This window comes from Burkholderia paludis (assembly GCF_000732615.1).
Lineage (GTDB): Bacteria > Pseudomonadota > Gammaproteobacteria > Burkholderiales > Burkholderiaceae > Burkholderia > Burkholderia paludis.
Window position 1 is genome coordinate 56,832 of the sequence record NZ_JPGL01000024.1, and the last position, 24,265, is coordinate 81,096.

The following is a 24,265-nucleotide window of genomic DNA, read 5'->3' on the forward strand; positions in this document are numbered from 1 at the left end:
ATCAGACGATTTGCAACAGCAGGCCCTTCAGATATTCGCCTTCCGGGAACGCGGCGAGCAGCGGGTGATCGACGCCCGCGCCGAGCCGCTTCAGGATGCGCGCGTCGACCTTCGCGTCGGCGGCGGCGCCCGCGACGATCTTCTGGAACAGGTCCATGTCGATCGCGCCCGAGCACGAGTACGTGAACAGCAGGCCGCCCGGACGCAGCAGCTTGAAGCCGCTCAGGTTGATGTCCTTGTACGCGCGCGCCGCGCGGTCGACGCTGTCGCGGGTCGGCGCGAACTTCGGCGGGTCGAGCACGATCAGGTCGAAACGCTCGCCTTCGTCGACGAGGCGGCGCAGCGTCTTGAACGCGTCGGCGTCGAGCCAGGTCGCGCGGGCGGCGTCGAAGCCGTTGGCCACGACGTTCTGCTGCGCGAGCGCGAGCGCGTCGCCCGAAGAATCGATCGACACGACGCGCTTCGCGCCGCCCTTGAGCGCCGCGAGCGAGAAGCCGCCCGTGTAGCAGAAGCAGTTCAGCACGTCGCGGTCGGCCGCATACTGCGCGACGAGCGCGCGGTTGTCGCGCTGGTCGACGTAGAAGCCCGTCTTGTGGCCGTTCGGCACGTCGACGTGATAGCGCACGCCGTTTTCGTTCGAGATCAGCGTCGCCGGCGGCGCATCGCCGGCCAGCACGCCGGTCGTCTGTTCGAGCCCTTCCTTGTCGCGGATCGACACGTCCGAGCGCTCGTACACGTTCGGGCAGCCGGTCGCGCCGCTGAGCGCCGCGACGAGCGCGTCCTTCCACGCCTCGACGCCGGCGGCCATGAACTGGCAGACGAGCTGGCCGCGCGGCGCCGCGCCGGCTTCGGCGGTGTCCGCGACGTAGTAGTCGACGATCAGCCCCGGCAGCCCGTCGGCTTCGCCGAACACGAGCCGCACCGCGCCCGTGCCCGACACCATCGACGTGCGGTGCGCGACCGCGCGCTGCACGCGGCGCTTGAAGAACGCGTGGTCGATCGGCTCGTTCTCGTCGAAGCTCCAGACGCGCACGCGAATCTGCGACTGCGGGCTGTAGGCGCCGCGCGCGAGGAAGCGGCCGTCGTGCGCGCGCACGATCACGGTCGCGCCGGGCGCGGGCTTGCCGTCGACGCGGTCGATCGCATTGGCGTAGATCCACGGATGGCGGCGCAGCAGCGATTTTTCCTTGGACGGCTTGAGGGTGACGGTTTGCATGGTGAGATCGAAATGGGCCGTGCGCGAAGCGGACCGTTGCCGGTTGCCGCGCGCGGCGGGTAACACGGGAGGCGCGTCAGTCGCGCTTCTTCGCGCGCGGATGCGCGCTGTCGTAAATCTTCGCGAGATGCTGGAAGTCGAGCGACGTATAGACCTGCGTCGCGGAGACGCTCGCGTGGCCGAGCAGCTCCTGCACCGCGCGCAGGTCGCCGCTCGACTGCAGCACGTGCGTCGCGAACGAGTGGCGCAGCACGTGCGGATGGACGTTGGCGGGGATGCCCGCGGCGAGCGCCGCACGCTTCACGCGCTCGCGCACGACCCCGGGCGACATCCGGTTGCCGCGTACGGACACGAACAGCGGATGCGGGTCGTGCTTCACGAATTCGCCGCGCACCGCGAGCCACGCGTTCAGCGCATCGATCGCCTTGCGGCCGACCGGCACCTTGCGCTCCTTGTTGCCCTTGCCACGCACGGTGACTTCGGCTTCGGCCAGATCGAGCCAGCCGGCCGAGCGGTAGCCGTCGGCCTGCGCGTACCCGACGTCGAGCCCGATCAGCTCGGCGAGGCGCAGCCCCGACGAATAGAACAGCTCGAGGATCGCGTGATCGCGGATGCCTTCGGTCGTGCCGGCGAGCGGCGCGTCCATCAGTGCCGACGCATCGTCGACCGACAGCGCCTTCGGCAAGGTCTTCGCGCGTTTCGGCGCGCGCACCGCGGCAACCGGGTTCGCGGGCATCTCGACGCGCTGCGCGAGCCAGCGGTAGAACGCGCGCCATGCGGACAGCCGGTGCGAGATCGAGCGTGCCGACAGCCCGCCCGCATGCGCGCGCGCGACCGCGCCGCGCATGTCGGCGGCCGTCAGCGCGTCGAGCGGCCGGCCGGCCGCGAGCTTCTTCAGCTCGTCGAGCTCGTGCGCGTACCCGCGCAGCGTGTGCTCCGACAGCTGCCTGACGTGCTTCAGGTTCGACAGGTAGGCGGCGACCGGATCGTCTGTCATCGCGTGAACAGGACTCAGTGCGGCAGCAGGCGCGTGAGCGCGGCGCTTGCGAGCGTCGCGATCCGGGCGAGGAAATCGGTGGCCATCCCGTCGTGGAACCGGCGCGGATCGGGCGAGCCGAGCACCAGCAGGCCGAACGCCGGCGCGTCGCCATCGGCGCCGGCATTCGGCGCGCGCAGCGCGAGCAGCGCGACCGATGCGGCGGCGCCGTCGCCGGCCGGCGCGGCTTCCGCGCCTTCCGCCGCGTGCGCGGCCGAGGCGGCTGCGGGTGCGAGCCACTGCGCGGCCTCGAAGCCCGTGTTCGCGCCGCAGTACGGCGTCGACAGGCCGTTCGTGAACAGGCGCACTTCCTCGCCGACCTGGCGTGCGAAGTCGGCCTGCGAGTAGGTGTCGGCGACGTCCCACACGCGCAGCGCCGTCTGCGGCACGTCGAACACGTCGGCAATGCCGTCGGCGATCGTGCGCGGCAGCGCGTACGGATCGCGTTCCGCGATCACGCGCGCCGTCCAGCGGCTGAACTTCGCGGACAGGCCGTCGTTTTCGTGGCCGTAGCGCACCAGTTCGGCGAGCCGGCGCTCGAGATGCTTGTTCTTGTCGCGCAGCATCTCCATCTGCCGCTCCTGCAGCGAGATCGCGGCCTTGCCGTGCGGGTTCGCGAGGCGGACCGTCGCGAGCAGCTCGGCGTGCCGCGCGAAGAATTCGGGGTTGGCAAGCAGGTAGTCGGCGACTTCGCGATCGTTCATGTGGCTGGCGCGTTCAGTTATCGGTAACGTTGCAGGGTCAGGCGTTCAGGTCGATCTCGCCTTCGAACACGGTCGTGGCGGGCCCGGCCATCGTCAGCGCGGCGGCTTCGTCGCGCGCGCCGTCCCAGCCGATCGTCAGCGTGCCGCCGTGCGTGTGCACGGTCACGGGCGAATCGAGCAGGCCGCGCCGGATGCCGGCGGCGACGGCCGCGCAGGCGCCGGTGCCGCACGCGAGCGTCTCGCCCGCGCCGCGTTCGTACACGCGCAGCTTCACCTCGCTGCGCGACAGGATCTGCATGAAGCCGGCGTTCACGCGCTGCGGGAAGCGCGCGTGGCGCTCGATCAGCGGGCCTTCCTCCCGTACCGGATATGCGTCGGCGTCGTCGACGACCTGCACCGCGTGCGGGTTGCCCATCGACACCGTCGAGATCCAGCGCGTCGCGCCGCCGACGTCGAGCGGCCACAGCGTGTCGCGGCCCTCCGTGCGGCCGTCGAGGCCCGCCGCATCGAACGGCACCTGCGCCGGCGCGAACACCGGCGCGCCCATGTCGACCACCACTTCGCCGTTGTCCTGCAGCGTCAACGTGATCAGCCCCTTCATCACCTGCACGCGCACGCTGCGGCTGCCGGTGAGGCCGCGGTCGCTGACGAACTTCACGAAGCAGCGTGCGCCGTTGCCGCAGTGTTCGACCTCGCCGCCGTCGCAATTGAAGATGCGGTATTTGAAATCCGCGCCGTCGACGGTCGGCCGTTCGACGAGCAGCAACTGGTCGGCGCCGATGCCGAAGTGGCGGTTGGCGAGCGCGCGCACCTGCGCTTCGGTGAGCGGCGGCAACGCGCGCGAATAGCCGTCGAGCACGACGAAGTCGTTGCCCGCGCCGTGCATCTTGGTGAACGAGAGTTTCACTGGGTCCGGAATTCCATGGCGAACAAGGCGGCCAGCACGATGCGAACGGCCTGCGGCCGCGCCGGGCGGCCTCGTTCGTCATGCTGATCTCAACCGCAAATGATACATGCAGCCGACAGGGGCGTCCCGCGCGGGCCGGCGGGTCGCGTCGCCGGTGCAACTGCCGGCGGGGCCGGCGCCGGCCCCGCGGCGGGTTGCGCGGGGCCGCGGCGAGCGGATGGTTCGGCGCGGCGTGGCGGGCGATGGCGTCGCGCAACGGGGGAGGGCCGATCGGCGGCGCGTGCGGCAGAGCAGGCCGGCGGCGGGCGCGCGCGAAGGGCGCGCCGCAGGCGGCGAGCGTGCGGGGCGCGCTTCCGGTCGCGCGCCCGCATGACTCCCGGCTAGGGTCAGTACAGGCCGGGCTCGCCGGGCGGGCGCGTCTTGAAGCGCTTGTGGACCCAGTAATACTGCTCGGGCAGCAGCGGGATCTGCTCCTCGAGGAAGGCGTTCATCCGCCGCGCGTCGAGATCGTCGTCGCCGGTCGGGTAGTCATCCCACGGCTTGAATACCTTCAGACGGTAGCCCTTGTAGTTCGGCAGCACTTCGCCGATGAACGGCACGACCTGCGCGCGGCCCGTCTTCGCGAGCCGGCCGACCGCCGTCAGCGTGCAGGCCGGCACGCCGAAGAACGGGACGAACGTCGAATTGCGCAGCCCGTAGTCCATGTCGGCTCCGAGCATCACGGGCTTGCGGTCGCGCAGCCAGCGCAGCACGACGCGCGCGCTGTCCGCGCGGCCGACCATCTCCGCGTCGAAGCGCCCGCGCGCCTGCTTCGCCGCTTCCTCGAGCACCGTGTTCGAGAACGGCTGGTAAAGCGATCCGCAGCGGCGCTGCAGCGAACGGTTGAGCCAGATCGAACCGGCTTCGATGCCGACGAAGTGCAGGCCGAGGAACAGCGTCGGCGGCAGGTCGGGATCGGTGAGGTCGACCGCGCTGTCGACCTGGATCAGCTTCGCGAGCTTCTTCTCCGAGCCGAACCATTGCACGCTGCGTTCGACGTAGCTGCGGATCGCGTGGCGGAAGTGCTGCCCCGCCACTTCCTCGCGGCGCGCGTCGCTCCAATCCGGGAAGCAGAGTTTCAGATTGGTGTGTACGATGCGTTTTCGCCGGCTGGGGATCTGGTAGAGCAGCCAGCCGAGACCATCGCCGAATCGTGCGGTCAGGCCGTACGGCAGCAGGGCGAGCAGTTTCAGCAAGCCAATGGCGAGGTGCGTGGCTAGACGACCTAGCATGCGAAACCTCCGTGGGACCGGCTGGCCGGCGCGTTGCGAACTGGGGGGTAGAACAGCGGAAGATGCAGCACGGGCGGCGCTCTGTGACAATTCAGGAAAGCCGCTATAATACGGGCTTCGCCGAGTTAACTGACAACTTGCGGGGCGAAGCCGGTTGGCGTTACACACGCTGCCCGGTCCTGGTAATCCGCTAAAGCGTCGCCGCTTCAGGCCGAACGAAGCTGGCTACGTGAAACCAACCGTAACCACACCAAGGAGCCTGAAAAAGTGGCAAACGATTATCTCTTCACGTCCGAATCCGTCTCCGAAGGCCATCCGGACAAGGTCGCCGACCAAATCTCGGACGCGATCCTCGACGCCATCCTCGAGCAAGACAAGTATTCCCGCGTTGCGGCGGAAACGCTGTGCAACACCGGTCTCGTCGTCCTGGCCGGCGAAATCACCACGACGGCCAACATCGACTACATCCAGATCGCGCGCGACACGATCAAGCGCATCGGCTACGACAACACCGACTACGGCATCGACTACAAGGGCTGCGCAGTGCTCGTCGCGTACGACAAGCAGTCGCCGGACATCGCCCAGGGCGTCGATCGCGCACATGACGACAACCTCGATCAGGGCGCGGGCGACCAGGGCCTGATGTTCGGTTACGCGTGCGACGAAACGCCGGAACTGATGCCGCTGCCGATCTACCTGTCGCACCGTCTCGTCGAGCGCCAGGCCAGCCTGCGCCGCGACGGCCGCCTGCAATGGCTGCGCCCGGACGCGAAGTCGCAGGTGACGGTCCGCTACGTCGACGGCAAGCCGCACGCGATCGACACCGTCGTGCTGTCGACCCAGCACGCACCGGACATCGAACTGCCCGCGCTGCGCGAAGCCGTGATCGAGGAAATCATCAAGCCGACGCTGCCGGCCGACCTGATCAAGGGCGACATCAAGTTCCTCGTGAACCCGACCGGCCGGTTCGTGATCGGCGGCCCGCAGGGCGACTGCGGCCTGACCGGCCGCAAGATCATCGTCGACACGTACGGCGGTGCCGCACCGCACGGCGGCGGCGCGTTCTCGGGCAAGGATCCTTCGAAGGTCGACCGTTCGGCAGCGTATGCCGGCCGCTACGTCGCGAAGAACATCGTCGCCGCCGGCCTCGCGTCGCGCGCGCTGATCCAGGTGTCGTACGCGATCGGCGTTGCCGAGCCGACCTCGGTGATGGTCAACACGTTCGGCACGGGCCGCGTGTCGGATGCGGTGATCACGAAGCTCGTGCGCGAGCATTTCGACCTGCGTCCGAAGGGCATCATCAAGATGCTCGACCTGCTGCGCCCGATCTACGAGAAGACGGCGGCTTACGGCCACTTCGGCCGCGAAGAGCCGGAATTCTCGTGGGAAGCGACCGACAAGGCGCTCGCCCTGGCCGAAGCGGCCGGCGTCGAGCCGACGGCACGCGTCGCGTAAGCGTCGTTCGCCCGACATGAAAAACCCCGGCCATGCCGGGGTTTTTTTATGGGTGTCGATCGTCGGCGCTGCGGGGCCGCGGCGCGACGGCGATCGTCGCGGATCGTGCCCGCCGGCGCGCGTTCAGCGTGCGCCGAACCCGAACCCGAACCAGCCGTCGCTGGCCGCGAGGCGGCGCGGGCGGTTGACGCGGCGCTGCGGCCCGAGCGTGCGGCGCAGCGCGAGCGCGCGCAGCGACGACGGCTTCTGCAGCAGCGAGCGCAGGCCGGCACGCCGTGCGAACGCCTGCGTGCTCATCATCGAGAAAAAGGCGTGGAACCACGCGCGGATGCCGTCCAGCCGGCTATGTGCGAGCGTCCGCTCGGCCAGCGCCTGCGTGCGTGCGCGGTGGTGGCGCAGCGAGCGGGCAGGAGCGGTCGGCACGACGCGCTTCGCAGCGCGGCTGAGACGGGAAGTCAGACGGAATGGCATGTGAACGATGCGTCGCTTGTATGGATGGCGCCCTGAAGAGCGCACTGCTATGAACGGCCTCGGATGGCGCAACGGATCTTACCGAAAGCCGCTGCGCGCCGCGCCCGCCAGAATTGACAGGCTGCGACAGGCTACAGGGGAATCGTGACGGGCAAAAGTCGCAATAAACCCTTGAGCCGCAAGGCGTGTGCCGCATACCGCCTGTCGGTGAGGCACGGCATCGCACCGCACAGTTCCCTTGAGCACGATCAAATCCGCGATTGGCATGCCCCTGCGCACGACAATGGTGCTGTTCGCGGTATCCGGCGCCGATTTACAATCGTCACATTCACACAATAAACGTCTGGCATCCCATGTCGTCTCCATTGCAGTCGGAATCGATCCGCGCGCAAGTCGCGGAATTGCGCGAACGCGGTTTCGTCGTCGCGCGTGGCCTCGTCGGTGAGCAGCAGTGCGCGGCGCTCAGGCAGATCGCGGCGCGCCAGTTGCAGGAGGCGGCCGAGCCGATCGAGTTCGAGGCGGACCTGCGCTACCCGGGCGCGCCCGAGTCGAAGCACGCGCCGGGCGGGCACACGGTGCGGCGGCTGCTCGATGCGTACGGGCGCGATCCCGCCTTCGCCGAGCGCGCGACCGCCCCCGAAATCCATGCGTGGATGCGCGAGTATTTCGGCGAGGAACCCGTGCTGTCGCGCGCGCATCACAACTGCATGATGACGAAGCATCCCGCGTACGGCAGCCTGACGGGCTGGCATCGCGATTTCCGCTACTGGGCGTTCGAGCGTCCCGACATGGTGTCGGTGTGGCTCGCCCTCGGGCCGGAAACGAACGAGAACGGCGCGCTGTGGCTCGTGCCGGGATCGCATACGGCCGAATTCGGGCCGGAAGCGTTCGACGATGCGAAGTTCTTCCGCGGCGACCTGCCGGAGAACCGGAAGATGATCGACGCGGCCACGTGCCCGTCGCTGCAGGCGGGCGACGTCGTGTTCTTTCACAGCAACACGCTGCATTCGGCCGGGCAGAACCGCTCCGACCAGGTGAAGTTCTCGCTCGTCTACACGTACCACGGCGCGAGCAACCGGCCGCTGCCCGGCACGCGTTCGGCGGCGAAGCCGGAAGTGCAGTTCTAGGCGACGATCGTGCGGGCGGCCATGCCGCCGTGCGATCGCGCGATGCGCATGCGGCGCATCGCGGGCGAATGAAACAACGGGCGGCCTGGCCGCCCGTTTCGCTTGATGCGGCCCGCGTGTGCGACGCGGGCCGTCCGTGTGCCGCGCGGCCGCGCGCTCAGCGCTTGCCGCCCGGCATCGCGAGGCCGATCAGGCCGATGAACGACGCGACGGCGCCGCCCGCGATCAGCAGGATCGTCTTCGTCGCGGGCGAGCCGGTGAAGAAGCGCGACACGTTGTCGTTGATCGAATGGAACGACTGCCCGCCGAAATACAGCAGCACGACGCCGCCGACGAGCAGCGCAACCGAGATGACCCGGGACATACCAACCTCGCTGGAACGGTGATTCGAGACGCCGCAGTGTAGGCGACCACCGCGGTCGCGTCCATCGCCGTGCGCGCGCCCGCCGCTTTCGCTACCATAGTCGTCGGATGACTCCCTCGCCGCCGCCGCGCCGTGTGCGCAGCCGGCGCGCGTCCCTTCTCCCGATGTCCTGACGGAACAGACTCATGGCCTACGAAGCAGCTTCCGAACGCTATGCCGACATGCAATACCGCACCTGCGGCAAATCCGGGCTCAAACTGCCCGTGCTGTCGCTCGGCCTGTGGCACAACTTCGGCGACTCGACGCCGATCTCGACGCAGCGCGACATCCTGCGCACCGCGTTCGACCTCGGTATCAACCACTTCGATCTCGCGAACAACTACGGGCCGCCGTACGGCAGCGCCGAAACCAACTTCGGCCGGCTGCTGAAGGAGGATTTCCGGCCGTATCGCGACGAGTTGCTGATCTCGACGAAGGCCGGCTGGGACATGTGGCCGGGGCCGTACGGCAGCGGCGGAGGGTCGCGCAAGTACGTGCTCGCGAGCCTCGACCAGAGCCTGCAGCGGATGGGGCTCGACTACGTCGACATCTTCTACTCGCACCGCTTCGACGCGCACACGCCGCTCGAGGAAACGGCGGGCGCGCTCGCGTCGGCCGTGCAGCAGGGCAAGGCGCTCTACATCGGCATTTCGTCGTATTCGGCCGCGAAGACGCGCGAGATGGCCGCGTTGCTCGCGCAGTACAAGGTGCCGCTGCTGATCCACCAGCCTTCGTACAACATGCTGAACCGCTGGATCGAGCACGACCTGCTCGGCACGCTCGACGATGTCGGCGCGGGCAGCATTGCCTTCACGCCGCTCGCGCAGGGGCTGCTCACGTCGAAGTACCTGAACGGCGTGCCGGCCGACGCGCGCGTGAACAAGCCGGGCGGCGGCTCGCTGAAGCCGGATCACCTGAGCGCGGACAATCTCGAGCAGGTGCGCAAGCTCAACGCGATCGCCGAGCGGCGCGGGCAGAGCCTGGCGCAGATGGCGCTCGCATGGGTATTGCGCCACGGCCGCGTGACGTCCGCGCTGATCGGCGCGAGCCGGGCGGAACAGGTGCGTGAAAACGTCGGCGCGCTGAAGAATCTCGAATTCTCCGCGGAGGAACTCGCGGAGATCGATCGTCACGCGACCGAAGGCGGCATCAACCTGTGGGAAAAACCGTCCACCGATCAGGCGATCTGACCGGCAGTCGATACGGCATGCGAAACATCGCGTGCCGTATTACAGGCAACGTGAAACGCATCGCTGCGGCGCAGCGATGCGTGTCGTGCACGGATTGCGACGCTAGATCAGCGCAGGCAGGCCTTCGACGAGCAGGACCGCGACGCCGACGCCCAGAATGACGCCCAGCACGCGCAGCAGGTTGTGGCGGAATTCGGTTGCACACGGCACCGCGCCGAGAAACAGCGCGCCGGCCAGCGCCATCGGGATCAACAGGATGAAGTCGCCGATCGTGAAATAGGTCGTCATGCGTGTCTCCAAGGTCGAGCGGAGCGGGCGCCGCGGCCCTTGCTCCGGCCCCATGCCGGGTGTTTCTCGTATTGGTCCGGCCCGATTGCGAGCGGGGCGGTCAATTCGAGTATAGGCAACCCGCACAGGTTTTTCGCTATCCGAACCATTAAAAATCAGCGGAAAACCACGGGAACCGCAACTTTTTCTGCGAATTCGACGAACGCCCTGCACATATCTTTCACATTCCTTTCGCAATGCGCGGAACGGCCGTGCGTATCCGGTGCGGGCCGCCGTGCGCCACGGGAACGGCGGCCCGCCCGCTCATGCTCGCCAGGGTTGCGCGCGTGCGGCCGGCGCGCGGAACACGAGCGCGAGCCCCGCGACGATGGCGCCCATGCCGGCAAGCGCGAGCGGCTCGGGCCGGTTGCCGAGCCAGACGGCATCCATCAGCGTGGTGACGACGGGCACGAGATAGAACAGGCTCGTCACGTTGACGAGATCGCCGCGCTGCATCAAGCGGTAGAACAGCAGTTGCGCGATCACCGAAATCACGATGCCGAGCCACAGCAGCGGAATGACGAACGCCCAGCTCATGTCGAGCGATACCGGCCGGAACGGCACGATCGCCACGCACAGCGCGAGGCCGATCGCATTCTGCAGCGGCAGCACGTCGGCGGGCGCCGCGCGAACGCGCTTCTGCAGCAGCGAGCCGGCAGTCAGCGCGACAAGCGCGGCGAGCGCGCACGCGATGCCCGCAAGCGACAGCCTGCCGTCGCCCGCACCGCGACATACGACGAGCGCGAGCCCGGCCAGCGACAGCGCGAGTCCCGCGACGCGCACCGGCTGCCAGCGCCGTTCGACGATCGCGAGCGTGAGGATCGGCTGCACGCCGAGGATCGTCGCGAGCACGCCCGGCGCGATCCCGCGTTCGAGCGCAAGCAGGTAGAAGATCGAATAGCCGCCGATCATCAGCAAGCCGGTCAGTGCGGCCATGCGCCGCTCGCCGCGCGGCGGCAGCCAGCGTTTGCGCACGCAGGCCAGGCCGAGCAGCACGAGCGACGCGAGGGCGAAGCGGGCTGTGAGAAAGACGAACGCGGAGGCGTGATGCAGACCGAGTTCGGCGAAGATCGCGCCGCTGCTCCACAGCAGCACGAAGAGCGACGTTGCGCCATGCGCGGCAAGCGCGCGTTTGAACGAAACCATGTGAATCCACCTGTCGAACGGATCGGAACGTTCCGCTCGCGCGCGTGGCAATGCACCGTGCGTCATGACGCACGAACACGAGCCGACGGGGGCGAACGGAAGACGAAACGGAAGCCGGCTGGTCAGCCGGCGCGTGCCGCCGGAGGGGGCGGCGCGGCGCCGACGCGCGGCGGTGCGACAGGAGGAGGAAGGACCGACGGATGCGCACACGCCTGCGGCCGCGAGTCGAACTGCGGCCGGGATTTTGCGAGGGCGGACGTGAGCGGATGCATCGTGTCGGAATGCGCTTGAACGCGAATGAGCCTCAACGGTACCGCAAGGCGAGCATCCGGCGCAACCGCTGTCGTGTGCCTGGCAGGACGATGCACGGATGCCGGCGAGGCCGGTGTCGCGCAGGCGGCGGTCGCTGCTCGCTGCGCATGCAACGTTCAGCGCGGGGCCGGCAGCGCCGGCGCGCGGCGCACGCGGTGGCGTTACGGCAGGCGCGGCGGTGCGGAATCCCGTGGCGCCCCGCATCGTGCCGCGATGCGCGCGCCGTGCCGATCGCCTGTGCGCGACGGCGGCGCGGCGGTTTCGGCGGGCAGTCACATTCGACAGGGTATGATGGGGGGAACCGGGTGGGCAAGTACGCGCCCGGCGTAGTGGTTGATTGGAGACATTCGACGAATTCGCGGTGCTTCGCCCGCTTCTTCTTCTTTTCGCGCTTCGATAAACCGTGAACAATGGGATCACGCGCAACGCTCCGACGAGAGCGCGCGGATCGTGCATTTGCCGGCTCGTCAGCGGGCCGGGTTTCAAGTTTCAAGAGTGGGGAACCATCATGCATGTCGGGTCGATTGTCTGTACCACCCATATCGCGGTGCCGAAGGGCGCACGCGGCATCGTCCAGCGCATCCTGGGCGACATGGCCATGGTGACCTGGTACGCGGGCGTACCGGGTGAGTCGAAGGAACTCAACACCGAGCCGTTCTTTCTCGAGGACCTGATCGACACCGGCGAATCCGTGCTGCCGGCCGGCGCGGCGCTCCACTAAGCGCACGCCGCACCGGACGCTCGTCTTTCGACCCGGCTGGCGGCACAATGCGGGACATGAACGACGTCACTTCCGCTTCCGCTTCTCCCGCCGGCCCGCCATTCGCCGGCCTCACGCCCGAGTGCGTGCTCGATGCGCTCGACAGCGTGCTGATGCCCGCCGGCCTGCGCACCGACGGGCGCCTGCTCGCGCTCAACAGCTACGAAAACCGCGTCTACCAGGTCGGCATCGAAGACGGCCCGCCGGTCGTCGCGAAGTTCTATCGCCCGGCGCGCTGGTCGGACGAGGCGATCCTCGAAGAGCATGCGTTCGTCGCCGAACTCGCCGCGCGCGAGATTCCGGCGGTGCCCGCGCGCGTGTTCGACGGCCGCACGCTGCACGCGTTCGACGGCTTCCGCTTCTCGATCTTCGAGCGGCGCGGCGGCCGTGCGCCCGATCTCGACCGCAGCGACACGCTCGAATGGCTCGGCCGCTTCATCGGCCGGATTCATGCGGTCGGCGCGACCGAGCCGTATGTCGCGCGCCCCGTGCTCGACATCCGCACCTTCGGCTACGAGCCGCGCGATTACCTGCTCGCGCACGATTTCATTCCGGACGACGTGCGGCCCGCGTACGAGATGGCCGTCGCGCTCGCGCTCGAAGGCGTCGAGGCCGCGTTCGAGCGCGCGGGCGAGATCCGTCTGCTGCGCACGCATGGCGACTGCCATCCGAGCAACGTGCTGTGGACCGATGCAGGCCCGCATTTCGTCGACTTCGACGACAGCCGGATGGCGCCCGCGATCCAGGATCTGTGGCTGCTGCTGCCGGGCGACCGCGAAGGCGCGTCGCGCGCACTCGCGGATCTGCTGGCCGGCTACGAGGATTTCCACGAATTCGAGCCGCGCGAGCTGCATCTGGTCGAAGCGCTGCGCACACTGCGGCTGATCCACTATGCGGCATGGCTCGCGCGGCGCTGGGACGATCCCGCGTTCCCGGCCGCGTTTCCGTGGTTCAACACGCATCGTTACTGGGAAGCGCGCGTGCTCGAGTTGCGCGAGCAGATCGGCGCGATGCAGGAAGGGCCGCTCTGGCCCGTGTGAACGCGCGCGGCCTGCGCGCGGCGCGTGGACGGGCTGCCGCGCGATGCGCGCGGCTCGCCCGGTTCGACTGCGTCAGAACTTCAGCATCAGCTTGATCAGCGCGGCGAAGCGCTTGCCGTACGGCGGCGCCAGCAGGTTGCGCGCGTTCAGGCGCGGCTGCGTGAGCACCGGCTTCATCTTCGAGAACGTCACGAAGCCGTCGTAGCCGTGATACGCGCCCATCCCGCTTGCCCCGACCCCGCCGAACGGCAGGCTGCCGCAGGCGATGTGCATCAGCGTTTCGTTGATCGATACGCCGCCCGAGATCGTTTCGCGCATCACGCGATCGATCGTGCCGCCGTCCTCGTCGAACAGGTAGAGCGCGAGCGGACGCGGGCGCGCATTCACGTACGCGATCGCCTCGTCGAGCCGTTCGTACGGCACCAGCGGCAGCAGCGGCCCGAAGATTTCCTCCTGCATCAGTTGCGACGCGGCCGGCACCTGGGTGACCGCGCACGGCACGAAGCGGCGCGCCGCGGGATCGGAACGCGCGTCCGACAGCGGATGCAGCTGCGCGCCGGCCGCCTGCGCGTCGCTCGCGAGCTGCTGCAGCCGCGCATAGTGGCGCGGCGAGACGATCGTCGTGTAGTCGCCGTTGGTCGAGAGATCCGGATACATCTTCGCGAAGCGCGCCCGCGCCCGCTCGATGAACGCGGCTTCCATCCCGCGCGGCAGCAGCACGTAGTCGGGCGCGATGCAGGTCTGGCCCGCGTTCAGCGTCTTGCCCGCGACGATCGCGTCGACGGCCGCATCGAAGCGGGCGTTCGGGCCGACGATCGCGGGCGACTTGCCGCCGAGCTCGAGCGTGACGGGCGTGAGGTTGTCGGCGGCGGCGCGCATCACGTGGCGGCCGACGTGCGTCGAGCCGGTAAACAGCAGGTGGTCGAACGGCAGCGCGCTGAAGGCGGCGCCGACCTCCGCATCGCCGTTCACGACCGCGACATGGTCGCGCGCGAACGTCTTCGCGATCAGCTGCTCGAACAGCGCCGATGTGCGCGGCGTCAGTTCGGACATCTTGACGATCGCGCGGTTGCCGGCGGCGAGCGCGCAGATCAGCGGGCCGGCCGCGAGCAGCACCGGGTAGTTCCACGGCACGACGATGCCGACCACGCCGAGCGGCTGCGGAATCACCTTCGCGCGCGCCGGGCGCAGCCACTTGTTCATCGGCTTGCGGATCGGTTTCATCCAGCGCTTGCCGTGCCTGAGCGCGTCGTCGATCTCTTCCTTCGCCATCCAGATTTCCGACAGCAGCACTTCCTGCTTCGCCCGATGGCCGAAATCGGCGCTGATCGCGTCGGCGAGCGCGTCCGCATGGTCGATCAGCATCGTGCGCAGCGCGCGCAGATGCTGCACGCGCGTTTCCCATGACGGGTAGGGTGCGCGCAGGTAAGCCGCGCGCTGGTCGCGCAGCAGCGACGTCAGCGCATCTACCGACGGCAGGGCTTGCGGCGCCAGTTCGGGCAGGTCGTTCTTCATGTCGTCTCCTCCAGTTGGGCCTGGCTGGTCGGCCGGCCGTCACGCCGCACGCGCGCGCTCGGCGAGCGCGGCGACGCGGATCGGGGTGGGCGCGCCGCACGGCGCGAGGCCGGATGCGATGCGTGCTCGAAAACCGGTTGCTGCGTGCGGCGGGCGTCGCATCCGCGCGACGGTGTCCGCATCGAAAAAACGTGCCGCGGTGCGCGTGCCTGCCGGGCGGGGCGACTGCCGCCGGGCGCGCGACGCCGCCGCGCGAGCGCCTGCCCGTGCATCGCGACGGGCCGGCACGCCGGGTACGCCGGACCGTACCGTAGCGCATCGTGCCGCGGCGGCGATCCACCGTCCAAACGGTCGGCGACGACCCGTGCCGTTCGAATTCGAACGATTGCGCGCATGATGCCGTGCTGCTTCGCGCAGGCAGCCGTTTGAAATGAAATGCGCGGCGCGCGCGGCATCTCCGGGCAACCGGGTCGGCACGCGGCCTGCAGAACCTGGCGCTGCATCGTCGTCTCTCCCGTTGCGCGGCGGAACGGCTTCTCGTGGCCGGCGCGTCGCGCAAAGCGCATCGATACATCTTAAATTTAGTTCACGCGGGCGTTTAGAGGAATCGCTCTTGAATCCGCGCGCCGCGCGCATGACGGCCATTCCTACAATGCCCGAACATCAGGGGCTGTCGACCTGTGGAATGCGCATGCGTCGCCGCGGGAGCGACCGGCATCGCGAGCATGGCGGCATCGTCCGTCGCTCGTCCGGCCCGGCCGGACGATGCGCGTCGCGTCTTTCCCGGCGAGCGACGCCGGGCATGCGCGGGGGCGTTCCACGGGGAAACAGGCCTTACAAGAGGAGACGCGGTCGCGCGGCGGAGCCGGGCGCCTTTCATGACACGACGGAGACGTGACATGCAATACGACTACATCATCGTCGGCGGCGGTTCGGGCGGGTCGAGCCTGGCAGGCCGTCTCGCCGATGCCTGTCCCGATGCGACGATCGCACTGATCGAGGCCGGCTCGCATACGGAGCGCAACCTGCTCGTCAACATGCCGGTCGGCATCGCGGCGCTGGTGCCGTTCAAGCTCGGCACGAACTACGGTTACGAGACGGTGCCGCAGCCGGGCCTCGGCGGGCGGCGCGGCTACCAGCCGCGCGGGCGCGGGATGGGCGGGTCGAGCGCGATCAACGCGATGATCTATACGCGCGGCCACCCGGGCGACTACGACGAGTGGGCGCAGCTCGGCGCGACCGGCTGGGGCTGGCAGGACGTGCTGCCGTATTTCCGCCGAGCGGAAGGCAACGAACGCGGCGCCGACGCGTGGCACGGTGCGGACGGCCCGCTGTCGGTGTCGGACCTGCGCTTTCGCAATCCGTTTTCCGAGCGGTTCATCCAGGCCGCGCACGCAGCCGGCTATCCGCTGAACGACGACTTCAACGGCGCGACGCAGGAAGGCGTCGGCTTCTATCAGGTCACGCATCGCGACGGCTCGCGCTGCAGCGTCGCGCGTGCCTATATCTACGGCCGCAGCCGGCCGAACCTGCACGTGATCACCGATGCGACGGTGCTGCGCGTCGCGTTCGACGGCAAGCGCGCGACCGGCGTCGCGGTGTCGCGCAACGGACGCGTCGAGACGCTCGACGCACGCGCGGAAGTGATCCTGTCCGCCGGCGCGTTCAATTCGCCGCAACTGCTGATGTGTTCGGGGATCGGTCCGGCCGAGCAACTGCGCCGGCACGGGATCGCGGTCGTGCAGGACGCGCCGGACGTCGGCACGAACCTGATCGACCACATCGACTTCATCATCAATACGCGGGTGAACTCGTCGGAGCTGGTCGGCGTGTGCCTGCGCGGGATCGCGAAGATGACGCCCGCGCTCGCGCGCTATTTTTCGAGCCGCACCGGGATGATGACCAGCAACGTCGCGGAGGCCGGCGGCTTCATCAAGAGCGACCCGTCGCTCGCGCGTCCCGACCTGCAGCTGCATTTCTGCACGGCGCTCGTGGACGACCACAACCGCAAGATGCACTGGGGCTTCGGCTACTCGCTGCACGTGTGCGCGCTGCGGCCGTTCAGCCGCGGCACGGTGGCGCTCGCGAGCGGCGATGCGCGCGACGCGCCGCTGATCGATCCGCGCTTCTTCAGCGATACGCGCGATCTCGACCTGCTCGTGCGCGGCGCGCACGCGATGCGCCGGATCCTGTCGCAGGCGCCGCTCGCGTCGCAGGGCGGCCGCGAGCTGTACACGCGCCCGGACCAGAGCGAAGCGGAGCTGCGCGCGACGATCGTCGCGCATGCCGATACGATCTATCACCCGGTCGGCACGTGCCGGATGGGCTCGGATGCGCGCGCGGTCGTCGATCCGCAACTGCGCGTGCGCGGCGTCGACGGATTGCGCGTGGTGGATGCGTCGGTGATGCCGACGCTGGTCGGCGGGAACACGAATGCGCCGTCGGTGATGATCGGCGAACGCGCGGCGGATTTCATCGTCGCGGCCCGCAAGGGCGGGGCGCCGCGCGGCGAGGCGGCCGCGGCGGTGCACGGCCGCTGAGCGGCGCGCGCACCGGCACGACATGCTCAGGCAAACGTATCGACGAGGCCGGCGCGGCTCACGGTCGTGGCGACCGGTGCGGATTGCGCGGCGTCGGCCGGTGCATCGACGGCTGACGATCCGCCGTTCCCGCGCCGCGCCGACTGGCCGCCGGCGAAGTTTTGCTGCGGGTTCTGCTGCGAAGCGAAGCCGCCGTCGCTGACGGTCGTGCTGCCGAGCCCGAGCCCGCCCGCTTCCATCGCGTCGCGCAGCTTCGGCAGCGCGGCCTCGACCGCGTCGCGCACCTGCGCGTGCTGCGACACGAACAGCGCGTGCGCGTGGTTGTCCGCGACGTGCAGCACGACCTGCAGCGGCCCGAGATCGGGCGGATTGAGCGTCAGCTCGGCGCTCTGCTGATGCGCGTTCGACAGGAATACGACCTTCTGGCTCAGCGCGTCCGTCCAGTCGGCGGTGCCGACGTGCGGCGCGAGCACGTTCGGGTTGGCGGCGGCGATCGCCCCCGCGGCCGGCGACAACTGCAGGCTCGCCTGCGCGGCGGCCGCGGCCGTTGCGCCCGCGGCGAGCGTCGCGCTGGCCGCCGGATCCGTTGCCTCGCTGGCTGCGGCAAGCGCGTGCTGCGCGCCGGACTGCGCGTTCGCGTCGGCTTGCAGTGCCTGCGCGGTGGCTTGCGTCGGGGTCGCCTGGGCGCCCGGCGCGCCCTTGGCGTCGGCGAGCATGTGGTCGAACGTCGGCGCCTTCGGCGTCAGTGGTGCGGCGGTGCCGGGCGATGCGGTCGCGGCCGAGGACGCCGCCGTCGCGCCGGTCGCGGGCATCGCGATCGCGCCCGAGCCGCCCGTCAGCCTGCCGAGCGCGGCCTGCAGCGCATCGTGGACCGACGTCGGGGCGGCCGGCTGCGCGCCGGCGTCCGTGGTCGCGTGGTCCGCCAGCGCGGCCGTGGCATCGGGCTGGCCGGAGACGGCCGTCTGTTGCGCAGTGGCCGCGGCGGTTGCCGCATCGGCCGGCGTCGCGTTGCCGGTGCGCGCCTGCAGTTGCGCCTGCAAGGCCGCGGCGGCCGCGAGTGCGGCGGCGTCCGGTGTGGCGGCGGCACTCGCGCTCGTGTCGTCGGTCGAGTCGTCGTCGTCGGTGCCGGACGGCTTCCTGCCGGCGGCCGGCTTCGATGCGGCCTGTTTCGTCGATACGTTCTGCGTGCCGGAATTCACCGTGTCGCGTCGCGTGTCGACGCTTTGCTTCAGCGTCTGCGCGAACGGCGCGGAAGCCGAGGTGTTCGAGGCGTCGGTGCCGGCGGCGCCGGACGAACCCGAGCCGCGGGCGGCCTTGAGGGCGGCGCCGGCGGTGTCGATCAACGCGCCGAGCAGGGGCAGGGGTGGCATGGCGGTTCTCTCGTTCGAATGCGGTGGGTTACGACGAACGGGCCGCGTCGGCCCGCATGCGCAGGATCTTCGCTGCGTGTTCGTCGGCGTCGCGCTGTTCGCGCCGGGCGTCGCGTTTCGCTTCCTGCGCGACGCCGCGCGCCTGCAGGATTTCATATGAGCCGACGGTGCGTTTCTTCTGTTGCCAGTTCGGGCGCGCCTCGTCGATGCGGAGTTCGGCCGCGGCCAGCACGTTGCGCTGCTGCAGGATCGCCGCATCGAGCGTATCGATGAACGCCTGGAAATTGCGCCAGTTGCCGGCCGGCATGCCATTTTGCGCGGATTGCGCGAAGCGCGCGTGATATTCGTCACGGTAGCGCAGCAGCGCGTCGAGCTGCTCGGCGGCCGCGGTGCGGTCGCGCTGCGCGGTGCCGAGCTGCTTCGTGGCCGAGTCGAGATCTTCCTGCGCGCGGTCGAGCAGCAACTGAAGGGGAAAGCCGTGAGCCATCGGGATCAGCCTCCGTAAGCGTCGAACAGCGCATCGAGCCCCGCGAGGCTCGACGCGAACGGCGCGCATTCGCGAAAGCCCTGCTGCAGGAATGCCTCGATGCGCGGATAGAGCGCGATCGCGCGGTCGAGTTGCGCGTCGCGGCCGGGAGCGTATGCACCGACCGCGATCAGGTCGCGATTGCGCTGGTAGCGCGACAGCATCTGCTTGAACTGCCGGACGCGGTCGAGGTGCGCTTCGTCGATCAGCGCGGTCATCGCGCGGCTGATCGACGCCTCGATGTCGATCGCCGGATAGTGGCCGGCCTCGGCGAGCGCGCGCGACAGCACGACGTGGCCGTCGAGGATCGCGCGCGCCGAATCGGCGATCGGGTCCTGCTGGTCGTCGCCTTCGGTGAGCACCGTGTAGAACGCGGTGATCGAGCCGCCGCCTTCCGGCCCGTTGCCGGTGCGCTCGACGAGCGCGGGGAGCTTCGCGAACACCGACGGCGGGTAGCCCTTCGTCGCGGGCGGCTCGCCGATCGCCAGCGCGATCTCGCGCTGGGCCATCGCGTAGCGGGTCAGCGAATCCATCAGCAGCAGCACGTGCTTGCCCTGGTCGCGGAAATACTCGGCGAGCGACGTGGCGTACGCCGCGCCCTGCATCCGCAGCAGCGGCGACACGTCGGCCGGCGCGGCAACGACAACCGAGCGGGCGAGCCCGTCCTCGCCGAGGATCTGTTCGATGAATTCCTTTACTTCGCGGCCGCGTTCGCCGATCAGCCCGATCACGATCACTTCCGCGCTCGTGTAGCGCGCCATCGTGCCGAGCAGCACCGACTTGCCGACGCCGGAGCCGGCGAACAGGCCCATCCGCTGCCCGCGGCCGACGGTCAGCAGCGCGTTGATCGCGCGCACGCCGACGTCGAGCACGTGGTGGATCGGTTCGCGCTCGAGCGGGTTGATCGACGGCGCCGACAGCGGTGCGTCGACCTTCGACGCAAGCGGGCCGAGGCCGTCGAGCGGCCGGCCCGACGCGTCGACGACGCGTCCGAGCATTTCCCAGCCGACCGGCAGCCGCTTCGCGCCCGCGAGCGGATCGGCGACGGGCGCGCTTTCGCGCGGCCACACGCGTGCGCCGGGCAGGACGCCGGCGACGTCGGTGGTCGGCATCAGGAACAGGCGGTCGCCGGAGAAGCCGACGACTTCCGCTTCCGCGTGCGGCAGCGTGCTGCCGGGCGGCAGTTCGATCGTGCATTCGGCGCCGACCGACAGGCGCAGCCCGATCGCCTCGAGCACGAGGCCGGCCGCGCGCGTGAGGCGCCCGCACGGCCGCAGCGGCAGCGCGCGCTGGCTGCGCGCCGAGAGCCCGTTCAGATGGGTGCGCCAGTGCGCGAGATGCGGATTGTGCGGCGCGCGCGGCGCGGCGCGCGCGGCGTCGGCCGGAGCGACGGCCGCATGCGGGGTGGCGTCCGGTGCGGCGTCGTGCGCGGCAGCGGGGCCGAACGACGCGAGCGCGAGTTCCCGTTCGAGCGGCGTCATGCCGTCGTGCGCGAGCGACTCGGGCGTGGGCGTCACCACGCGCTCACCTTGCCGACCGCGGCGGCGACGCGCTGCCAGCGCGTGGGCAGCGTCGCGTCGACCTCGCCGGTCGCGGCGTGCGCGCGGCAGCCGCCGCGCTCGATCGAGGCGTCGGTGCGCACGTTCCAGCCGAGCGTGTCGAGGTCGTCCTGCAGATAGGCTTCGACGACGGGCAGATCGGCCGGATTCACCGCGAGATGCGGCGCGCCGGACAGCGCGGGTTCGGCCGCGAGCACGTCGCGCACGGCCGCGACGAGCGCCGCGGGATCGTGCTTCACGTGCTGGCGCACGACCTGCTGCGCGATGTCGAGCGCGAGTTGTGCGATATCGGAGGCGAGATCGTGCTCGATGCCGGACACGGCCTCGCGGAACGACGCGGCGAGCGCCGCGAGCTGCGCGGCCTGTTCGTGCGCGTCGGCCTGACCGGCCGCGAAGCCCTGTTCGCGGCCCTGCTCGAAACCGGCCTGGTAGCCGAGCGCCTGGCCTTCGACGTGGCCGGCCGCGTGGCCTTCGGCGTGGGCGGCGTCGCGTACGCGCTGCAGTTCCTCGGCGAGCGCGGCGGCGGCCGCGGCCGCGTCGTCGGGCGGAGGGGGCGGCGGCGGCGGGTCGAACGACGCCATCTCCCACCGCTGGTATGCGGTGAGGGTGCCCGCACGATCGCGCGCCGAATCAGACATACGCGTCTTCCGCCTTGCCGCCGATCGCGATCTGGCCGCTCTCGGCCAGGTTGCGCACGATCTGCAGGATGCGGCGCTGCTGGGTCTCGACGTCGGACACGCGTACCGGGCCGCGCGCATCGAGATCCTCGGCGAGCAGTTCGGCCGCGCGTTGCGACATGTTCGCGAGGAACTTCTGGCGCAGTGCGGGCGGTGCGCCCTTCAGCGCGATGATCAGCGTTTCCGACTCGACTTCCTTGAGCACCATCTGGATCGCGCGGTCCTCGAGATCGAGCAGGTTCTCGAACACGAACATCTGGTCGATGATCTTCTGCGCAAGTTCGGCGTCGTACTGGCGCACGCTTTCGAGCACGCCTTCCTCATGCACGCTGGTCATGAAGTTCAGGATCTCGGCCGCGGTGCGGATGCCGCCCATCGGGCTGCGCTTCAGGTTGTCGCTGCCGGACAGCAGGCCCGTCAGCACGTCGTCGAGCTCGCGCAGCGCGGCCGGCTGGATGCCGTCGAGGGTCGCGATCCGCAGGATCACGTCGTTGCGCAGGCGCTCGGTGAAGCATGACGCGATCTCGGACGCCTGGTCGCGGTCGAGGTGCACGAGGATCGTCGCGATGATCTGCGGATGCTCGTTCTTGATCAGTTCGGCGACGGCGCCCGAGTCCATCCACTTCAGGCCCTCGATGCCGCTCGTGTCGCTGCCCTGCAGGATGCGGTCGATCAGCACGCCGGCCTTGTCCTCGCCGAGCGCCTTGGTCAGCACCGAGCGGATGTAGTCGCTCGAATCGAGCGACAGCGCGGTGTGCTGCTCGGCTTCCTTCGTGAATTCCTGCAGCACGTCCTCGACCTGCTCGCGCGTGACGTTCTTCAGCGCGGCCATCGCGGCGCCGATCTTCTGGACCTCGCGCGGCGCGAGGAACTTGAATACCTGCGCGGCTTCTTCCTCGCCGATCGACATCAGCAGCAGCGCGCTCTTGGTCAAGCCTTCAGCGTTCATCGGACACCCAGTTCTTCACGACGGTCGCGACGATCTTCGGATCCTGGCGGGCGATCGTGCGCGCGTAGTCGAGGTTGCGTTCGTAACGGTTCTTTTCGCTCTCGAAGCCGAGCAGCAGGGAGTCGGGTTCCTCGGCCTTGTCCGGCGCCGGCAGGCCGTCGAGCGCGACCGGATCGTCCGGCGCGGCGAGCGTCGGCGCGGCCGGCTCGGGCGGCGGGAACGCGCGGCGCATCGCCGGGCGCACGAACATGAAGTAGAGCGCCGCCGCGGCCGCCGCGATGCCGAGCCACTTCGCGGCTTCCTTCGCCATCTCGATCATGTCGGGCTGGCGCCACCACGGCAGGTCGGCGTACGGGTCGGCCGTGGTCGAGAACGCGCTGTTCACGACGTTGACCGAGTCGCCGCGCTTGTCGTCGTAGCCCATCGCGTCCTTCACGAGCTGTTCGACCTGCGCGAGCTTCGCGGGCGGCAGCGGCTGCATCGTCACGTGGCCCTTCGCGTCGGCGACCGGCTGGTAGTTGACGACGACCGCGACCGACAGCCGCTTCACGCTGCCCATCGGTTGTTCGAGATGGCGGATCGTCTTGTCGAGCTCGTAGTTGGTCGTCTGGTCCTTGCGGTCGCTCACGGGCGTCGTCTGCGGCGCGTTCTGGCCGTTGCCGGCGACGATCGGCGCCGACGCCGGCTGCGGCGGCGTGTTCGACAGCGCGCCCGGCACGCCCGATGCGCCGCCCTGCGCGAGTTCGGTCGCGCTGCTGGTCTGCTGGCTGCGGATCGCGGTCTGCTGCGGCGTGCCGTTCGGGCCGTAGCTTTCGGACGTCTGCTCGAGCTTCGAGAAATCGAGGTCCGCGCTGACCTGCGAGCGTGCGTTGCCGGTGCCGAACAGCGGTGCGAGGATCGCGTCGATGCGCTTCTGCGTGTTGCGCTCGACCTGCTGCACGTACTTGAGCTGGCTCGCGTCGAGGCCGGATGCCGACGCGGTCTGGGTCAGCAGGTTGCCGTCCTGGTCGACGATCGTCACGTTCTTCGCGGGCATGTCGGGCACGCCGGACGACACCATCCGCGTGATCGCCTGGACCTGGCCGTCGTCGAGCACGCGGCCCGGGTAGAGGTCGACGAACACCGACGCGCTCGGCGCTTCCTTGTCGCGCACGAATACCGACGGCTTCGGGATCGCGAGATGCACGCGCGCGCCGCGCACGGCGTTGATCGACTCGATGGTGCGCTGCAGCTCGCCTTCGAGCGCGCGCTGGTAGTTCACCTGTTCGGCGAACTGGCTGATGCCGAATTTCTGGTTGTCCATCAGCTCGAAGCCGACCGAGCCGCCCTTCGGCAGCCCCATCGCGGCGAGCTTCAGGCGCGTTTCATGCACCTGGTTCGACGGCACGAGGATCGCGCCGCCGGCATCGGCGAACTTGTAGGGAACGTTTGCCTGCTGGAGCGCGGCGATGATCGCGCCGCCGTCGCGGTCCGACAGGTTGCTGTACAGCACGCGGTAGTCGGGCGTGCGGCTCCACAGTACGAGCGCGGTGATCGCGGCGATCGCGAATGCGACGGCGATCACGAACGGCAGCTTCGGGTTGCCCTTCATCCTCGAGATGCCGGGAATGCGTTCCGCGAAGCCGCCAAGTCCGAAGTCCGCGCCTGCGCCCCCCGCGCCCGGCAACGCGGCGGCCGCGGCGGCGCCGGACGCCGGGCTGGCGAGGCCCGCGCGGGCGTCTGGGTTGATCAGCGAGTTGGCCTGCGAATCCATGCGTCGAGTTT

At 69.5% G+C, this 24,265-nt stretch carries 22 protein-coding genes; 6 read left to right on the forward strand and 16 right to left on the reverse strand.

Features of this window, described 5'->3' with window-relative positions; translation table 11 throughout:
* Position 1 precedes the first annotated feature (1 nt).
* The 5 genes from GQ56_RS0116425 to lpxL all read right to left on the reverse strand — a co-directional run bounded on the left by GQ56_RS0116425 (position 2) and on the right by lpxL (position 5,134).
* Positions 2–1,216, reverse strand: a complete 1,215-nt coding sequence (locus GQ56_RS0116425; RefSeq protein WP_031399687.1) for a class I SAM-dependent rRNA methyltransferase — start codon at positions 1,214–1,216, stop codon at positions 2–4.
* 76 nt (positions 1,217–1,292) lie between these two features.
* Positions 1,293–2,213: a tyrosine recombinase XerC gene (gene xerC, locus GQ56_RS0116430; RefSeq protein ID WP_031399688.1), complete on the reverse strand. Its 921-nt coding sequence runs from the start codon at positions 2,211–2,213 to the stop codon at positions 1,293–1,295.
* 14 nt (positions 2,214–2,227) lie between these two features.
* The gene (locus tag GQ56_RS0116435) at positions 2,228–2,956 is read right to left on the reverse strand and encodes a DUF484 family protein (protein ID WP_031399689.1); all 729 of its coding nucleotides are present in this window, start codon (positions 2,954–2,956) and stop codon (positions 2,228–2,230) included.
* Positions 2,957–2,993: 37 nt separating this feature from the next.
* Positions 2,994–3,863 carry a diaminopimelate epimerase gene (gene dapF, locus GQ56_RS0116440; protein WP_031399690.1) on the reverse strand — a complete coding sequence of 290 codons (870 nt, stop codon included), beginning with the start codon at positions 3,861–3,863 and terminating at the stop codon, positions 2,994–2,996.
* Positions 3,864–4,249: 386 nt separating this feature from the next.
* Positions 4,250–5,134, reverse strand: a complete 885-nt coding sequence (gene lpxL / locus GQ56_RS0116445) for a lauroyl acyltransferase LpxL (protein WP_031399691.1) — start codon at positions 5,132–5,134, stop codon at positions 4,250–4,252.
* 267 nt (positions 5,135–5,401) lie between these two features.
* Between lpxL and metK the strand changes: the two genes are divergently transcribed.
* Entirely contained in the window at positions 5,402–6,589 is a 1,188-nt protein-coding gene (gene metK / locus GQ56_RS0116450; protein WP_031399692.1) for a methionine adenosyltransferase, read from the forward strand.
* A 123-nt stretch (positions 6,590–6,712) separates the two neighbouring features.
* Here metK and GQ56_RS0116455 read toward each other — a convergent pair whose 3' ends face one another.
* Positions 6,713–7,060, reverse strand: coding sequence for a hypothetical protein (locus tag GQ56_RS0116455; RefSeq protein WP_031399693.1), 348 nt, complete (start codon positions 7,058–7,060; stop codon positions 6,713–6,715).
* 353 nt (positions 7,061–7,413) lie between these two features.
* Here GQ56_RS0116455 and GQ56_RS0116460 point away from each other — a divergent pair, with 353 nt between their 5' ends.
* The gene (locus tag GQ56_RS0116460) at positions 7,414–8,187 is read left to right on the forward strand and encodes a phytanoyl-CoA dioxygenase family protein (protein WP_031399694.1); all 774 of its coding nucleotides are present in this window, start codon (positions 7,414–7,416) and stop codon (positions 8,185–8,187) included.
* A gap of 157 nt (positions 8,188–8,344) precedes the next feature.
* On the opposite strand, the gene GQ56_RS0116470 is transcribed toward GQ56_RS0116460, so the two are convergent.
* Entirely contained in the window at positions 8,345–8,551 is a 207-nt protein-coding gene (locus tag GQ56_RS0116470) for a DUF3185 family protein (RefSeq protein WP_031399695.1), read from the reverse strand.
* Positions 8,552–8,736: 185 nt separating this feature from the next.
* On the opposite strand from GQ56_RS0116470, the gene mgrA reads away from it, so the two are divergent.
* The gene (mgrA, locus tag GQ56_RS0116475) at positions 8,737–9,780 is read left to right on the forward strand and encodes an L-glyceraldehyde 3-phosphate reductase (protein WP_031399696.1); all 1,044 of its coding nucleotides are present in this window, start codon (positions 8,737–8,739) and stop codon (positions 9,778–9,780) included.
* Between the two features lie 102 nt (positions 9,781–9,882).
* On the opposite strand, the gene GQ56_RS0116480 is transcribed toward mgrA, so the two are convergent.
* Together GQ56_RS0116480 and GQ56_RS0116485 are read right to left on the reverse strand one after the other, a co-directional pair.
* Positions 9,883–10,068, reverse strand: a complete 186-nt coding sequence (locus GQ56_RS0116480; protein ID WP_011353526.1) for a hypothetical protein — start codon at positions 10,066–10,068, stop codon at positions 9,883–9,885.
* Positions 10,069–10,371: 303 nt separating this feature from the next.
* Positions 10,372–11,253 carry a DMT family transporter gene (locus GQ56_RS0116485; RefSeq protein ID WP_031399697.1) on the reverse strand — a complete coding sequence of 294 codons (882 nt, stop codon included), beginning with the start codon at positions 11,251–11,253 and terminating at the stop codon, positions 10,372–10,374.
* 820 nt (positions 11,254–12,073) lie between these two features.
* On the opposite strand from GQ56_RS0116485, the gene GQ56_RS0116490 reads away from it, so the two are divergent.
* Together GQ56_RS0116490 and GQ56_RS0116495 are read left to right on the forward strand one after the other, a co-directional pair.
* Positions 12,074–12,286 (forward strand): hypothetical protein, encoded by a 213-nt coding sequence (locus GQ56_RS0116490; protein ID WP_004198969.1) that lies wholly within the window; start codon positions 12,074–12,076, stop codon positions 12,284–12,286.
* A 56-nt stretch (positions 12,287–12,342) separates the two neighbouring features.
* Positions 12,343–13,365 (forward strand): serine/threonine protein kinase, encoded by a 1,023-nt coding sequence (locus GQ56_RS0116495; RefSeq protein WP_031399698.1) that lies wholly within the window; start codon positions 12,343–12,345, stop codon positions 13,363–13,365.
* Between the two features lie 72 nt (positions 13,366–13,437).
* Here the strand turns inward: GQ56_RS0116495 and GQ56_RS0116500 are convergent, their stop codons facing one another.
* On the reverse strand, positions 13,438–14,880 hold the full coding sequence (locus GQ56_RS0116500) for a coniferyl aldehyde dehydrogenase (protein WP_031399699.1): 1,443 nt from the start codon (positions 14,878–14,880) through the stop codon (positions 13,438–13,440).
* An 899-nt stretch (positions 14,881–15,779) separates the two neighbouring features.
* Here GQ56_RS0116500 and GQ56_RS0116510 point away from each other — a divergent pair.
* Positions 15,780–17,420 carry a GMC family oxidoreductase gene (locus GQ56_RS0116510; RefSeq protein ID WP_031399700.1) on the forward strand — a complete coding sequence of 547 codons (1,641 nt, stop codon included), beginning with the start codon at positions 15,780–15,782 and terminating at the stop codon, positions 17,418–17,420.
* A gap of 26 nt (positions 17,421–17,446) precedes the next feature.
* Here the strand turns inward: GQ56_RS0116510 and GQ56_RS0116515 are convergent, their stop codons facing one another.
* The 6 genes from GQ56_RS0116515 to fliF are packed head-to-tail and all read right to left on the reverse strand — an operon-like array spanning position 17,447 to position 24,254.
* Positions 17,447–18,790, reverse strand: coding sequence for a flagellar hook-length control protein FliK (locus GQ56_RS0116515; RefSeq protein ID WP_031399701.1), 1,344 nt, complete (start codon positions 18,788–18,790; stop codon positions 17,447–17,449).
* A 28-nt stretch (positions 18,791–18,818) separates the two neighbouring features.
* On the reverse strand, positions 18,819–19,277 hold the full coding sequence (gene fliJ / locus GQ56_RS0116520) for a flagellar export protein FliJ (protein ID WP_031399702.1): 459 nt from the start codon (positions 19,275–19,277) through the stop codon (positions 18,819–18,821).
* Between the two features lie 5 nt (positions 19,278–19,282).
* Positions 19,283–20,836, reverse strand: a complete 1,554-nt coding sequence (gene fliI / locus GQ56_RS0116525; RefSeq protein WP_031399703.1) for a flagellar protein export ATPase FliI — start codon at positions 20,834–20,836, stop codon at positions 19,283–19,285.
* A complete protein-coding gene (gene fliH, locus GQ56_RS0116530; protein ID WP_031399704.1) occupies positions 20,830–21,513 on the reverse strand; it encodes a flagellar assembly protein FliH in 684 nt (227 codons plus the stop codon). Before fliH ends, fliI begins: the two co-directional genes overlap by 7 nt.
* Entirely contained in the window at positions 21,506–22,501 is a 996-nt protein-coding gene (fliG, locus tag GQ56_RS0116535) for a flagellar motor switch protein FliG (protein WP_031399705.1), read from the reverse strand. Before fliG ends, fliH begins: the two co-directional genes overlap by 8 nt.
* Positions 22,491–24,254: a flagellar basal-body MS-ring/collar protein FliF gene (gene fliF, locus GQ56_RS0116540; RefSeq protein ID WP_031399706.1), complete on the reverse strand. Its 1,764-nt coding sequence runs from the start codon at positions 24,252–24,254 to the stop codon at positions 22,491–22,493. The genes fliG and fliF overlap by 11 nt, the downstream gene beginning before the upstream one ends.
* Positions 24,255–24,265 lie beyond the last annotated feature (11 nt).